The organism is Pseudoalteromonas carrageenovora IAM 12662, assembly GCF_900239935.1.
Lineage (GTDB): Bacteria > Pseudomonadota > Gammaproteobacteria > Enterobacterales > Alteromonadaceae > Pseudoalteromonas > Pseudoalteromonas carrageenovora.
In genome coordinates this window covers 1,412,963-1,427,926 of record NZ_LT965928.1, presented here as the reverse complement: position 1 = coordinate 1,427,926, position 14,964 = coordinate 1,412,963, and the positions used below count along the sequence as shown (strand labels likewise).

12 protein-coding genes are annotated in these 14,964 nt (G+C 39.9%); 7 read left to right on the top strand and 5 right to left on the bottom strand.

The features are described from left to right. Window positions 1-143 precede the first annotated feature (143 nt). Window positions 144-1,997: a TonB-dependent receptor plug domain-containing protein gene (locus ALFOR1_RS06540; protein WP_104642425.1), complete on the top strand. Its 1,854-nt coding sequence runs from the start codon at window positions 144-146 to the stop codon at window positions 1,995-1,997. Between the two features lie 59 nt (window positions 1,998-2,056). On the opposite strand, the gene ALFOR1_RS06535 is transcribed toward ALFOR1_RS06540, so the two are convergent. Next, window positions 2,057-2,545: a hypothetical protein gene (locus ALFOR1_RS06535; RefSeq protein WP_104642424.1), complete on the bottom strand. Its 489-nt coding sequence runs from the start codon at window positions 2,543-2,545 to the stop codon at window positions 2,057-2,059. Window positions 2,546-2,644: 99 nt separating this feature from the next. Then, window positions 2,645-2,908 (bottom strand): YkgJ family cysteine cluster protein, encoded by a 264-nt coding sequence (locus ALFOR1_RS06530; RefSeq protein ID WP_058548899.1) that lies wholly within the window; start codon window positions 2,906-2,908, stop codon window positions 2,645-2,647. 169 nt (window positions 2,909-3,077) lie between these two features. Between ALFOR1_RS06530 and ALFOR1_RS06525 the strand changes: the two genes are divergently transcribed. From ALFOR1_RS06525 to ALFOR1_RS06500, 5 genes are all read left to right on the top strand, one after another. After that, window positions 3,078-4,259 (top strand): efflux RND transporter periplasmic adaptor subunit, encoded by a 1,182-nt coding sequence (locus ALFOR1_RS06525; RefSeq protein WP_104642423.1) that lies wholly within the window; start codon window positions 3,078-3,080, stop codon window positions 4,257-4,259. Further along, window positions 4,256-7,405, top strand: coding sequence for an efflux RND transporter permease subunit (locus ALFOR1_RS06520; RefSeq protein WP_104642422.1), 3,150 nt, complete (start codon window positions 4,256-4,258; stop codon window positions 7,403-7,405). The genes ALFOR1_RS06525 and ALFOR1_RS06520 overlap by 4 nt, the downstream gene beginning before the upstream one ends. Before the next feature lie 617 nt (window positions 7,406-8,022). Then, window positions 8,023-9,819, top strand: a complete 1,797-nt coding sequence (locus tag ALFOR1_RS06510) for a SulP family inorganic anion transporter (RefSeq protein WP_104642421.1) — start codon at window positions 8,023-8,025, stop codon at window positions 9,817-9,819. A gap of 132 nt (window positions 9,820-9,951) precedes the next feature. Next, the gene (locus ALFOR1_RS06505) at window positions 9,952-10,119 is read left to right on the top strand and encodes a hypothetical protein (RefSeq protein ID WP_158657434.1); all 168 of its coding nucleotides are present in this window, start codon (window positions 9,952-9,954) and stop codon (window positions 10,117-10,119) included. A 134-nt stretch (window positions 10,120-10,253) separates the two neighbouring features. Then, on the top strand, window positions 10,254-11,144 hold the full coding sequence (locus ALFOR1_RS06500; RefSeq protein WP_104642420.1) for a dienelactone hydrolase family protein: 891 nt from the start codon (window positions 10,254-10,256) through the stop codon (window positions 11,142-11,144). A 78-nt stretch (window positions 11,145-11,222) separates the two neighbouring features. Here the strand turns inward: ALFOR1_RS06500 and rhlP are convergent, their stop codons facing one another. Both rhlP and ALFOR1_RS06490 read right to left on the bottom strand, forming a co-directional pair. After that, the gene (gene rhlP, locus ALFOR1_RS06495) at window positions 11,223-12,053 is read right to left on the bottom strand and encodes a rhombotarget lipoprotein (RefSeq protein ID WP_104642419.1); all 831 of its coding nucleotides are present in this window, start codon (window positions 12,051-12,053) and stop codon (window positions 11,223-11,225) included. Window positions 12,054-12,065: 12 nt separating this feature from the next. Further along, a complete protein-coding gene (locus ALFOR1_RS06490) occupies window positions 12,066-12,410 on the bottom strand; it encodes a VOC family protein (RefSeq protein ID WP_104642418.1) in 345 nt (114 codons plus the stop codon). Window positions 12,411-12,648: 238 nt separating this feature from the next. Here ALFOR1_RS06490 and ALFOR1_RS06485 point away from each other — a divergent pair, with 238 nt between their 5' ends. Beyond that, window positions 12,649-14,157, top strand: coding sequence for an OmpA family protein (locus tag ALFOR1_RS06485; RefSeq protein ID WP_104642417.1), 1,509 nt, complete (start codon window positions 12,649-12,651; stop codon window positions 14,155-14,157). A 62-nt stretch (window positions 14,158-14,219) separates the two neighbouring features. On the opposite strand, the gene ALFOR1_RS06480 is transcribed toward ALFOR1_RS06485, so the two are convergent. After that, window positions 14,220-14,804 (bottom strand): class I SAM-dependent methyltransferase, encoded by a 585-nt coding sequence (locus tag ALFOR1_RS06480; RefSeq protein WP_104642416.1) that lies wholly within the window; start codon window positions 14,802-14,804, stop codon window positions 14,220-14,222. Between the last annotated feature and the right edge of the window lie 160 nt (window positions 14,805-14,964).

The window sequence follows — 14,964 nt, the reverse complement described above, 5'->3', positions numbered from 1 at the left end:
GTTATCAAATGCAGTTATTAACAAATTAATGTACAATCGCGCACAAAATGACTGCTGTTATATTTAGCTATTTTATCATGCTCAAGTATGAGCTTTGAAATTTATTGTAACCGCAGCTTCAAATAAAAAACGACGAGAAACACATGAACCGCACACCACACATTATATTACCTGCCCTTTTATGCAGTGTTACCCCATTTGCTTATGCCAATACACAACCTGATGAGTCAACAATTGAGCAAATAACGGTTGAAGCCTCACCTACTGCGAATAAACTGCCTGTGGGTACATTTGACTCACCTATTTCTAATTTAGAGTACGACCCGCGTGTTGATCTTCAATCGCGTAATATGGCTGAGGCACAAGCTGATGTAACTATTCGTGGTGGTATTTTTGAAAACACCGGTTTTAGAGTGGGAAGTGCTACCCTGCTTGACCCGCAATCTGGTCATTATTTTGCTGAAATACCCATAGCACCACAAATGCTAAGTGGCCCAGATGTTTTAACCGGTGCTGATAACGCACTGTACGGTATGAACAGCTCTGTAGGTACAGTTTCGTTTGGTTGGAAACCAATTATTACTGGCGGTAGTGTATCGCTTGGTACTGGTACAAATGACTTTAACCTGCAAAGTATTCACGCTGCTAAAAACACACAACTTGATAGCTTAGCTAACTATACCCTTGGCTTTGAAGGTGAGTATTCTCATTCGCAAAGTGATGGCACTATTGATAATGGCGATCATGACTTTTCGCGCGCCTCTGCACGCGTGCAATTAGCAAGCGAGCATAGCCAAACCGATTTATTTTATGGCTCGCAAGATAAGTTTTTTGGCTGGCCTAACTTATATACCCCTTTTGGCGTTAACGAAACTGAAGATCTAGAAACACGCCTTTGGATGCTTAATTACAAACAAACCTACGCTGATAACAGTCACTTTGAAGTATCGGCGTATTACCGTACCCATGACGATCACTATATTTACTCGCGCGAAAACCCAAGTGCATTTGAAGCGTTTCATAAAAGTGAAGTTAAATCGCTTGCTCTTTCGGGCCGCCATACACAAAGCAATGCACTGGCAATAAATTACTCGGCACAATTTATTGATGATTCAATTGAATCAACAACACTTGAAAACAACTTTACCTCACGAAAATATTATAAACTGAGTATATTGCCCCAATACACTATGGCGCTAAAGGCTAACCAACAGCTTATATTTCGTTTAGGGGCTGCGTATGACGATACAAATCGTGATGATGCTGAGGTATCAGCCATTGGTGATATAACCTTAAATACCCAAAATAATGACGGCACAGCGCAAAGCCTTTATTTATCATACGCGCAGGCGAGTCAAGTTGCAGGCTATACAGCCATTGGCGGTAGCGATTCTGGCGGGTTATTTAGAAGTAACTACAACCTTGAGCGCGAAACGACTTCAAACTTAGAGCTAGGTTTATTACTTGAAGAGCAAAGCTGGCAGTTAAACTCGGCTATTTTTTATCGAAAAGATAATAACTTAACCGACTGGACCTTTAATTTTGACTCCACCTCTGCGCGCTTTGCCAACCCGGTTGATATTGATACTGCAGGGGTTGAATTTTTAGCGACTAAGCACTTTGATACTGCAAAACTTATTGCTAGCTACACCTATTTGCATAAATCAGAAAACTATGGCGCTGCCGATATTGATGCCAGTTTTTACGCGTTAAACTTTCCTGATCACCGTTTAACACTCGGCGCTGTGTACAACCCAACTGATATTTTAGAATTTAGAATAGATAACGAATGGCGTACACAACACAAAAACGCGCTTAGAAACGGCCACGACAACGCGTTATTTACCCAGCTAACGCTTAAAATAACCCCGCCTCAGTTAAGCAATTTATTTATTACTTTAGCGGCTGATAACTTATGGAATGAGTCGTTTGAAGAAATACCAGGTACACCAGGACGCGGTGAGCAATATACGTTAAGCGCAACGTATAGTTGGTAATTAAAACTTTAGGAATTTATTAGGTACCTGCTTATAGGTGGGTACCTAATAAATTTAATTTAGGAAAATACTGCAAGTACAAAAACAGCGGAAAATAAACCTAAAAGCCATGCATAAATTAACTGTGCAACGGTAAACATAATAGGGTCTTCTTTAATATAAAATTTATTGTTACCTCCAAAAGTCCAGCCATTGTTAAATGAATGAACTAATAAACCACCAAACATAGTGATTAATAACAAAGAGATAAATATATCTGAACCAGTTAAAGTATTAGGATCAACCTCTGCTCCTATTGGAGCACCAAAAATAAGCCCAAAAAAACATATTCCTAATAAGCGTTCAAATTCACTTGTTGTTTTTATATTTGGTTCACTAGATTCTAACTGAGATTCGGTTTGTTCATTATAAGCAGCTAAGTTATTTTCTCTTTTAGAATACTCATTCATTAGAGCCTGATAATTTCCAACGTACTTTTGTTTATCTATGCTCTTTATGGCTTCTTCAAGCTCAGTTAATGAGTACTGTGAATAATCAACTCTGATCATATATTCCCTTAGTAAATTGAAGTATTAATACTCCAATCTGAGTTTATTAAGTACTTAGCGTTACCTTAAATGTAAATATATGTGTATTAACCTCGTAAGCTAGGTTAATTGCTCAAGCTCGGTTATAAGCGCTAGAGCCTCTGCATTTGTTGACCCACACACATCAAATGTGGCGCTAAAATCGCTACATACTTTTGGGCGACTTTCATCGCCAAATAATTTACATAAATTACGCTCATCTAGCTGAATACAACGCTCTCCGGCTTTTTTACCATTCGGCATTCCTGGGATTGGGGAGCTAATACTCGGTGCAATGCAACACGCACCGCAGCCTAAACGACACGTCATAGGCTCAGTTTTCATAATAACCTCAGTTAATAAAACTATGCAATTTGCAGTGTACTTTCACTCATGCATAGTCAATTGTTTATTTGTAATACACACATGTAATGCTTTGTTACATCTTCAAACGCCTTGTAAACACTTTATTGCGTATTATTGCCTTGTCACCAAATATATGAAGGAATGCCTTGTGGCTACTAAAAAACAAATTTTACTACCAATCGCGGTTTTAGCTGCCGGGATTGCACTCGCAATTGGCCTTTCAGCAATGAAAACGCCACCAGAAGAAAAACCAGAGCAAGACACTCGCCCGCTGGTTGCGGCAAAAAGTGTAAACATTGATGCTATTACGCTTGATGTAAAATCGTACGGCGTTGTAAAACCTAAAGACCGTACCGAGCTGGTTGCTCAAGTAAGCGGGCAAGTTATTTCAGTAGCCGGGCAATTTGTAGAAGGCGCGTTTGTTAAGCAAGGCGATATTTTAGCACGAATTGATCCAAATGATTACGAAGCCGACTTTATTGAAGCACAAGCAGGCCTTGCACAAGCAAGTTCAGCACTTGAAATAGAGCGTGCACAAGCCCACGTGGCTAAAGCAGAATGGGAACGTATTAAATCAGACTCAAGCGATGCGATTGCCTCGGAGCTTTATTTACGTAAACCACAACTTGCTGAAAAAATGGCAAATTTTAAATCTGCTCAAGCCCGTGTAAAACGCACTAAACGTAACTTAGAACGTACGTACATAAAAGCCCCTTACGATGCAATTATAAATGAGCGCACTATTAGCTTAGGCTCTGTTGTAAGCGCAGGCAGTAAATTTGGTGAGCTTAGCGCGACAGCAGTTGCAGAGGTACGTTTACCGGTTGCAGATAAAGAGCTGCAATATTTAAATAATGGCGGTATTGGCGCACAGGTAACGCTTAACGCAGAATTTGCTGGTAAGCAAACTACGTGGCAAGCCAAAGTGGTGCGTAGTGAAGGGATTGTTGATCAAACCAGCCGTATGAGCTATTTAGTTGCGCAGTTACCTACCCCGTATGCTGATAACACTAAGCCACTTCGTTTTGGTTCGTACATTAACGCCACAATTGAAGGGCGAGCGCTGGATAACGCGATTATTGTCCCGCACCATTTAGTTAAAAATAACAAAATTGCTATTTTAAATGACAATCAAACTCTTAGCTTTAAAACGCTTAATATTGTACGTGAGCAAAATGGCATGGTAATAGCCGACCAAGGGTTAAATAATGGCGAGCAACTTATTACCTCTGCCCTTGAATACCCAACAGAAGGCATGGCGGTTAAGCTAGAAGGCAATGAGCCTAAAAGCGATGTAACTCAATTAGCACTTAAAGAGGATACGCCATGAGTACCTCAGAAAAAGGCTTAATTGCTTGGTTTGCACGTAACCCAGTTGCGGCAAACCTAATTATGATTTTTATACTTATTGGCGGGCTTTTAACGGCGCTGACAATTCGTAAACAGGCATTTCCGCAGTTTGAAAGTAACTGGGTGAGTATTGAAGCGGTATACCCAGGCGCAGCCCCGCAAGAGGTTGAAGAAGGTATAACCATAAAAATAGAAGAAAACCTTGAGGGTACCGAGGGTATAAAACGTTTAATAACCTATTCTAACCGAGGTTATTCGCAAGCGTGGGTAGAAATAGAAGAAAAATACGACCTACAAGAAGCCCTAGACGAAATAAAAGCGCAAGTAGACTCTATTAATACCTTTCCAGCTGGGATGGAACGCCCCGTTATTCAACGTGAAAAATTTCAGCAAGAGGTAATGATCCTCGCGCTTTATGGCGACATGAGCTACTACCAGCTTAAAGAGCTAGGTAATGACATAAAAGATGAACTACTCGCCTTACCAGGCGTTAACTTAGTCGATTTTTACAGTGGCCTAGATTACGAAATTGGCATAGAAATAAGCCCCGATAAACTACGTGAATTCGGCCTAACGTTTAGAGATGTATCAAGTGCAGTGCAAAACTTTTCTACCAATATGTCGGCAGGGCAAATTCGTTCTGACACAGGCTATATTTCAATGCGTGTTGAAAAGCAGGCCTACCGTGGCGGCGAGTTTGCAAAGCTTCCACTTATAACGCTTGCCGATGGCGCACAAATTAATTTAGGCGATGTAGCTACAATTAACGACGGCTTTGAAGAAGGCCTACTTTACTCTAAATATAATGGTAAAAACTCACTCTCGTTTGAAGTAGACGCCTCAAAAGATCAAGACATAACCGATGTAGCTAAAATTCTTAAAGGCTACATGGCAGAAAAACAGTCAAAACTTCCGCAAGGCGTAAAGCTCTCACCTATTGTTGATTTAACTTACTACCTTGAAGGTCGACTCGATATGATGATCGACAACATGGTATGGGGCGGTATTTTAGTAATGATAGTGCTGGCGCTGTTTTTACCGCTGCGTTTAGCTTTTTGGGTAATGATGGGCTTACCGGTGTCTTTTCTAGGTGCTTTTTTGTTTATGCCAATTGGCTTTTTAGACATCACCATAAACATGGTGTCGTTATTTGCCTTTATTATAGTACTCGGGATTGTGGTCGACGACGCCATAGTTGTGGGCGAATCGGCCAGTGCCGAAATTGAAAAACATGGCCATAGCCTTGATAACGTTATTCGTGGTGTTAAGCGTGTAGCGATGCCTGCAACCTTTGGGGTATTAACCACTATCGCGGCGTTTTTACCGCAAGCTATGGCATCGGGCCCAGGCGCTGCGTTTTCTAAAGCCATTGGTGTGGTTATTATATTGTGTTTGATTTTCTCACTGATTGAATCAAAGCTAATATTACCTGCACATATTGCAGCCATGAACCCACGTAAACCAAACCCTAAAAACCCATTACATAAACTGCGTAATGTGGTTGATAGCGGTTTAAAACACTTTGTACAAAACTACTACACGCCTTTTATAGGCCATTGTATACATTATCGATATACCGTAATTATAGGTTTTTTATGTATATTAATAGTGAGTGCAGGTATGTTTGCAGGCGGCTTAGTTAAGTTTGTGCCTAACCCTAAAATTCCGCATGACTTTCCGCGTATTACACTTGAAATGAACCTTGCCTCTTCGGAGCAAGCAACGCTTGAAACCGCCCGTAAAATAGAAGACGTTTTACTTAAAGTAGATAAAGAACTTAAAGAGCAATACGGCCAAAGCATGATACGCGATTTATCGGTAAGCTTACGTGGGCGTACTCAAGCAAACATTATGGCTATTTTAGTAGAGCCACACTTGCGGCCTATCGACACTTTTGAATTAAGCGCGTTATGGCGTGAACAAATGCCCCCGCTACCAGGTGTTAAAACGCTTAATATTCAAGATAATATTTTTAGTGGCGGGCGTGATGATGGCGACGTAAGTTTTAGACTGCAAGGCAAAAATGCTGATGAGTTAAAAGTAGTAGCCGGTAAATTAAAGGCTAAATTACAAAGCATGGAAGGTGTAGGCGATGTAAACGACTCACTACAAAGTGCCACCGACGAAGTACAGCTTGATTTAAAACCACTGGCCTACAGCATGGGACTAACCCTTGCGGATGTTGCATCGCAAGTAAGCTTTAGTTACTACGGATTAGAAGCACAGCGTATTTTACGCGAAGGCGAAGAAATTAAAGTCATGATCCGCTACCCAGAGAGCGAGCGCAACTCCATTAGTAATATTCAAAATGCGCGTATTATTACGCCAACCGGTGCAGAAGTGCCATTAAGCGAAGTAGCCGAAGTTAGACTAGTAGATGGTGTAAACCGTATTCGCCGTGAAAACTCAAACCGTACCGTTAATGTATGGGCAGCGGTAAATACTGACCAAGTTGAACCGTTTGCCATTGCACAAGAAATTCGCGATACCTATTTACCTTCGCTGCTTAAAAGCTACCCAGGCGTTAAAAGTAATGTGGCTGGACGCGTACAAGAAGAAATGGACAGCGCCGATGAGCAGTTACGCGACTTTGCTATATCCCTGATGATTATATTTGCGTTATTAGCTATTCCGCTTCGCTCTTACTCGCAGCCGCTTATTATAATGTCGGTTATTCCATTTGGTGTAGTAGGTGCAATGTTTGGTCACGTAATATTAGGCATGACCATGAGCGGTCTATCTATGTTTGGCATTATTGCGGTAGCGGGCATTGTAGTAAACGACTCACTCGTTATGGTTGATTTTGTAAACAAAGCCCGCGCAGAAGGTATGGCTGTAAAACAGGCCGTTATGCAAGCAGGTGCTAAACGCTTTAGAGCCATATTGCTTACCTCTATTACTACATTTATTGGAGTAATGCCTATTATTTTGGAAACCAGCTTACAAGCTAAAATAGTTATTCCTATGGCGGTATCGCTGGCCTTTGGTGTGCTATTTGCCACGATAATTACCTTAATACTTATACCTTGCCAATACGTAGCACTAGAAGATGCTAAGCGCCCAACACGTAAACTACTTGGTAAATCGCAACCTGTAAGTGCTCAACCAACACCTACAAATAACTAAATAATCTATACTCCCAACCAAAAAAGCTCGGCCTAATACGCCGAGCTTTTTATTTGCCTGCATATTGCCCTGCATTATTAATAGTTTTTATAAAGTGTTTCAAATAAATTGTATGTAATTATTCTATGTTTATCAGCGTATTATGCGCCCTCAATTTAAAGCACCGCTAACACGTAATAGTTTTATTGCTTAGCATTAGCTCACACCGCAATGGTTTTGAGCCGCTTGTCAGTTAAGTGCCCTCCACTTAGCTCTAATAACGAGGGCGTGTTGACCTTTGGCGTTTGAATTTGCAGCAGTATGTTTGGTTTTTAGGCAAGGCAGAGCCTATGAAGTGTGGTTACTCCCCATAAATAGGCGATAACGTAGCATAAATGCCAAACATACGCTGCCCTTTGGGTTCTGCCTAGGGGCGATAAACTCTTTGTTGCTCGGTTTTTTACTTAGCCCACTAGGTTACAAACCTCGCGCCGCGACTTGATCGCCCCTAGATTGAACAAATCTCAATCCGCAAAGATCAACACGCCCTATACACGTAAATTTTAAAACACCAAAACACACTGCTATTCGCTTAAAGCGCCATGGCATGTAGTTTATTTATGCACCTGAGGAATTCTATGTTTGATTTAATAAGCAAACGCAGCGCTAATTTAAAAAATGACGTTTTAGCAGGCTTAACCGCCGTGCTAACACTCATTCCCGAAGCCGTCGCGTTTACCTTTGTAGCCGGTATTGACCCTATGATGGGGCTGTATGGCTCGTTCTTTATTGGTTTTATTACCGCTGTTTTTGGCGGCCGTCCTGCTATGATTTCGGGCGCGGCGGGCTCTATGGCCGTAGTAACCACCGCGTTTATTATCATGTTTGGGCTAGAGTATTTACTGGCTGCTGTGGTGTTAACCGGTGTGCTACAGGTTATATTTGGCGCGCTTAAAATGGGCAAGTTTATAAGGCTGTTACCTCACCCAGTAATGCTTGGCTTTGTAAACGGCTTAGCTATTGTGATTGGTATGGCGCAATTTGGCCAATTTAAAGAAAACGTTCGTGTAGTTTACGATAAGCAACACGATATGTTTACCTACGCAGGCGATTGGATGCAACTAACCAGCCCAGCTATGCTTACCATGATGGGGCTAATTGCGTTAACCATGGCAATTGTGTATTTTTTACCGCGCTATACTAAAGCAGTTCCTGCCCCTCTTGCTGCAATAGCAGTGTGTACAGCGCTGGTCACCTTTACGCCACTTGAGTCAAAACTTGTTAGCGATGTTGTGCACACGCAGCGTACCTCAATGATTGAAAAAGAAATCATTACTGAAAACTTTGCAGCTATAAAAAATCAAGTACCTCATGGGCAATACAGTGAAGTGGCGCAAAATATTGCACTTGAGCGCCCAACCGATGCGCAAATTACGGCTAAATGGCAAGCTAACGAAGCGCAAAAAGTAGCTGAAGGCTTAAAAGACACCATTGACCCACTTGATGGCAGTTTAAAAGGTGCTTTACCGAGTTTTCACTTTCCGCAAATTAGCTGGGATTTAACTAATAGCGACTCGCTCGATGCGCTTATCACTGTGATAATGCTTGCGCTTATTTTGTCATCGGTTGGGCTAATTGAAACGCTTATGACCCTTTCGCTTATTGATGAAATAACACAAACCCGCGGGCAAGGTAATCGCGAGTCTGTGGCACAAGGCTCGGGCAATATTTTAAGCGGTTTATTTGGTGGCATGTGCGGCTGCGCCATGATTGGCCAAAGCATGGTGTGTTTAAATTCAGGCGGCCGAGGCCGTGCTGCGGGCATTGCTACCGCTTTATTTATGCTGGTATTTATTTTGTTTTTCCCAAGCTTAATTGAAATGATCCCTGTCGCATCATTAATTGGCGTTATGTTTATGGTAGTTATTGCAACCTTTGAATGGTCATCTTTACGCTTATTTGGCCGCGTTCCAAAGTCTGAAATATTTATTATTATTGTGGTATCAACCGTTACCGTATTGCTTGATTTAGCCGTTGCAGTAGGCATAGGTATTGTTATTTCAGCCTTAGTTTATGCGTGGAATTCTGCAAAAGAAGTTCGTATTCAATGCAGCGATGAGTCTCAAACTCAAAAAACTTACCAAGTAGCAGGCAGCTTATTTTTTGGCTCTATAACCTCGTTTAAAGAAGGGTTTAACCCACATAACGACCCACAAAAAGTGTGTATAGATTTTGCCAATGCTAGAGTGTGCGACCAATCAGGTATTGAAGCTATACATGGTTTAAGCGTACGTTATAAAGCATTAGGAAAAACGTTGTATTTACGCCACTTAAGCCCTGAGTCTGCCCAGTTATTACGAAAAGCCGGTGATTTAGTTGAGGTTAACATTGTTGAAGACCCTAAATACCCTGTAGCCAACGACGCTATGGCGTAATAAGCCAATTAGGTAACTTACTTAAAAAGCTCGGAGTTTTCCGAGTTTTTTATTTTAAATCAATTGTTTAAATTTTTTTAAACTGGTAAGTTAGGCCCTTAAATGGTCTCCAATACATAAAAGGATGTAACTATGCCACTCGTACAAATTATTCTATTTATTGCTTTTGCCGTGTTAACTACAATTGGCTACAAAAAGAATAACCGTAACTTAATGCTATTAGGCGCCATTGCTATATCGTTCGCGTTTGTGGGACTTGATTTTTTAATGGGGGTAGATGAAGGGTTATCAGGCAGGTAAGCTAAAACTCAATAACTAATTTTTATTTATTAAAAAGGTTCGATAAATAAAGAGATAAACTGCTCGTTTTTTACTCCTAATACGTTATGGTAATAAATAACAATACATAACTAATAATAATGGAAGGAGCAGCCATGAATAACCCGCAATCAGACCATATCCCACAAGAAGCCTTTGATTGGTACGACGAATACGCCCACGGCTTAATGGACAGACGTACATTTATGAAAAAACTTGGCGGTTTAGCTGCACTTGGGTTTTCAATGAGTGTACTTACATCGGCGCTATTGCCTAATTACGCGTTTGCAGAGCAAGTATCGTTTAATGATGACGATATTAAAGCCACCTACGAAGAATTTGATTCGCCAAACGGGCATGGTAAAGGCAAAGGTTACTTAGCAGTACCCAGCACAATTGAAGGTAAACTGCCTGTTGTATTAGTTATTCACGAAAACCGAGGGTTAAACCCTTACGTAAAAGATGTAGCAAGGCGCTTAGCCAAAAAAGGCTTTATTGCCTTTGCCCCCGATGCACTCTTCCCGCTTGGTGGCTACCCGGGTAATGACGATGAAGGCCGTGCAATGCAAAAAACCATGGACAGAGCTAAAATTCAAAACGACTTTGTAGCCGCCGCTCACTTTTTAAAAAATCATTCAAATAGTAACGGCAAACTAGGGGCTGTGGGTTTTTGTTTTGGGGGTTATATTGTTAATTACTTAGCAGCCGTTGATAGTGATTTACTTAGCGCTGGCGTGCCTTTTTATGGTACTCCTGCCAGTGAGTCACTGCACAAAAATATAAAGGCGCCTTTGATGATTCAATTAGGTGAACTTGATAAACGTGTTAACGCTACATGGCCTGATTATGAAAAGAGCTTAAAAGCTAACAATGTTGAGTACACTATGCACATGTACGAAGGCGCTAATCATGGTTTTCATAACGACTCTACGGGGCGTTATGATGAGCAAAAAGCAGAACTTGCTTGGCAGCGTACCTTAGCGTTTTTTAATGAAAAATTAAGCTAAACACCATAAAAAAACGCCGCATAAATTAAATAATGTGGCGTTTTAAATTTAAGTATTTAGCGACTTAGTTATATATATTTAGTTATTTACATATCTGCGCTTTAAAACAAGTAGCGATGTTAAAACTAGAAAAAACACACTAAACGCCCCTGCGCTACTCGAGCCATCTTTATTTTCTATTTTTGCAATTTTTTCTTCTTTTACCCGTGTTTTAAAGCGGGCTAATTCTGCATCTAAATTTAAGCTCATATCGGTAACCGCTAAATTAAAGCCCTCAAGTGACTTTTCATTGAGCGTTTCGTCAATACTAATAGCGGTGGTTCTTTTTTCAAGCTTGCTGATACCGGGTGCTCTAAAAAGCATTTTTTTACTTTTTATATCAAAAACCGCAGTGTCGACAAAGGTTTGAATAGTATTTTCATTACCCGGAATCACGTACATACCTACAATGGTCCAATACAATAATGCGGCGTTATTTTCATAGGTTTGTGTTACTTGATCGTAAGAAACCAATGCCATTACGTCTACATCGTATAGTCGACCTACTTGCTCAAGCGCTGAAAACCCTTCTCCACCTTTAAGGTACGTACTTGGAATTACTTCTATGCGGTCAATGTAATCGTACTGCAAAAACGATTTTTTAACTTTTTCGAGCAACTCTACCTCATTTTGACTTTCAATACCGTTTGCTCGCCAATCTTTAGAAGGCACAAATGAAATGCCCACTGTAACAGGTAATTTTAACACTGGAATTTCTGGTTTATACGTAGCACGGCTATCTTCGTTTGGATAAAGAAAGTCAACCAAACTGCTAGAACGCGTATTTTTACCTGCATGATTACTCACAAGCGCACTACATGAGGTCAGTAAAAAAACCATCAACATGACAAAAAACGTATTTTTTTTCATTATTATTCCTTTTTAATTAAATTCAGTTACGTGTAAAAGCTCGCCTGATGGTCCCCATAAATAAATCACTTTACCCCACGGCTCTTGTTTTATCCCTTCAAAGCGAATATCAAAGTTAATGAGCTTACTAATAATGTCAAAGGCTTCATTTATGTTTAATACGCACACTTGCAGCATTAAATTTTCAGCAAATTCTTGGTTGTAGTAACGCTGTAGAAAGAGGCTGCATTCACCTGATGTTGCAATACTTAAATCAGCAGAGGCTGACTCAATACTAAAGCCAAGCGCCTGATAAAATGCACACGATTGTTGATAGTTTTTACACGGCACAAACACTCTAATATCATCTAGTTGCATTGTTTTCTCCATTGTTATTTTAGGCAGCAGGTTTAACAATTTATTTTTTTGAAAGCGACCTTAATTAGATTCTCATTTTTATGAGCACTCGTCACTAAGTAAACGTAAATCAAAACAGTGTGCTAATGCGCTAGCTTAAAAAATAAATGTAAGTAAAACTATAATGTTAAGTAGGATGACTTTAAAAATCAGCTGTTTTATAGTCGGTGAATACTTTCAATATAAAAAGGAAATTTTAATGAAATATATAACTAGATTAGTCATCGTTTTTGCCTGTAGTTTCAGTACATTCAATATTCAAGCTAAGCCGTTTCTATCACCTTATCCTGGTGCAAAATTACAAAATAAAGTTATGTTAGAAGGTGAGCAAACTCGCCTTGTTACAAATTTTGATCGCAACGCTAAAAAGGCCCAGCAACTCACTTTTGACTCATTTATTGGCTCTACAAACCATTACTCATACGACATCAAAAATGTAGCTTCTTTAAAGGTTACCAAAAACTATCAAAAAGCACTTATTAAAGCCGGCTTTACTATCAACTATATGTGTTTGCTAGATGAATGTTACTCAGGTGAAAGCTACGAAAATAAAAAGCGATTAGGCGAAGAGTCTAGCTATTTTAGCCCAGGTAATGCATTTAGAAACCCCTATTATATATACGCTACCAAAGGCACTGACAAACTTGAGGCTGCTGTTACTCTTTATGTAGGACAATATAAAAATAAAACGGGTGTTCAGCTAACTACTATAGATATAAAAGAGATTGAAACCGGTTTAATAATCGCCGATCTCAGTGCACTTAAAAAAACAACAAATGAAAATAGTAATAAAGCTCCAAAAAAAGATAAAAAAGGAACTCAAGATCACCCTTTACTGAGTCGCTATCCTGGCAGTTATATTGAGGATTTTAAGCAGGTAGACTATGAAGAATTTAGCATTCCTGTAGGTGTTGTAAATAAAAAAACAAAACAAATCCCAACACTTGATGTAACAGGTGACCTCACTCAAATTACCTATGTGGTAAACAACGTATCTTCTCTTAAAATTTACCACAACTATGTAGGCGCATTAGTTAAAGAGGGATTTGAAACTGTATTTTCGTGTCAAAAAAGCTCATGTAGTAAAAATACAAATAAAAGAAAAATTAGAGATGATATAAAACAGTTAGGTGATATTTTAGCGGTTGAATCAATTTATAACTACTCAGAGCAGCCTCGCTATCAGGTTATGAAAAAGGTACTTGATGAGCAAACGACTTACGCTGTATTTTTTATAGGAAATTATCAAGGCCATTCACGTATTCAGTTAGTGGTTATACAAACTAAGCCATTGCTAACTGGTCTAATCGAGACTAATAGCGATAAAGTATTAGAGCAATTAGCGCAAAAAGGAAAAGCCTCAATATATGGTGTTTTGTTTGATTACGATAAAGCCAGTATTAAATCAGAGTCAAAACAGGCTTTAGATACCATTGCACAAGTATTAAATAAAAATAAACAGCTGAGCTTATATGTGGTTGGGCACACCGACGATAAAGGATCAGCTGAGTATAATTTAAACCTTTCTGAGCGGCGTGCTAATGCTGTTGTTAAGGCGCTTATAACTAATTACGGTGTATCAAAATCAAGGCTATTCGCTCATGGCGCAGGCCCCTACTCACCTGTTGCCACAAACAGTAATGAATTAGGTCGCGAACTTAATAGGCGGGTTGAATTGGTTGAGAAATTAGCTGGTAAGAAAAATTAGCTTCTGTTCAAAACCAAAAAAAGAAAGGGCGCTATAACAGGCGCCCTAAACCTATGTAAAATTTATTTTTTAGCTATAGCCTGCAAGACCGATGCTAAACCGGTGTGATAGGAGCCTTCAAACACTTCTCGTTTTAATTCTTCTAAATGTACAAAACTAAGCCCTGTTAAGTCATCTTCTAAATCGTTTTTTGATGTTTTAGTATCTGCACTTGGGCCGCCGCCGGTATTATAATTTATTTGCTCTGGCGTATAGGCCTCAAGTAAAAATACCCCACCAGGCTTTAAACCTTTTACAGCGCGTTTATATACCGCTGAGCGTACCGCGCTCGGTAAAGGGCAATATATAGAGACCACTGCATCCCATTTTGCCTCTCCAAAATCAAATTCTGCTAAATCGGCATGTATAAGCTCAATGTTTACATTATGCTCTATGGCAAGCTTTGCTGCTTTTTCAAGACCTACTTTAGAGCCATCAACCGCAGTAACGCTATAACCCATTTTTGCTAAAAACACGGCATTTCGCCCTTCACCTTCGGCCAAGCTTATAACGTTGCCTTTAGGTAATTGTTGATATTGCTGGGCTAAAAAATCGTTTGGCTCTTTGCCATAAGCGTATTGCTCACTGTCGTACCTTTCATCCCACATAACTACTCCTGAGCTAAATTTTTTACACATTCTGCATAAATTGTACTTTAGTCACTTAATAATTTCACGAATAGCGAGGGGAGTAAATAGGTAAAATTTAGGCTAAAGGCCAAGCTTTACCATTGAAGTAACGCCTAGCCATATTATGAGTTTAACTCGC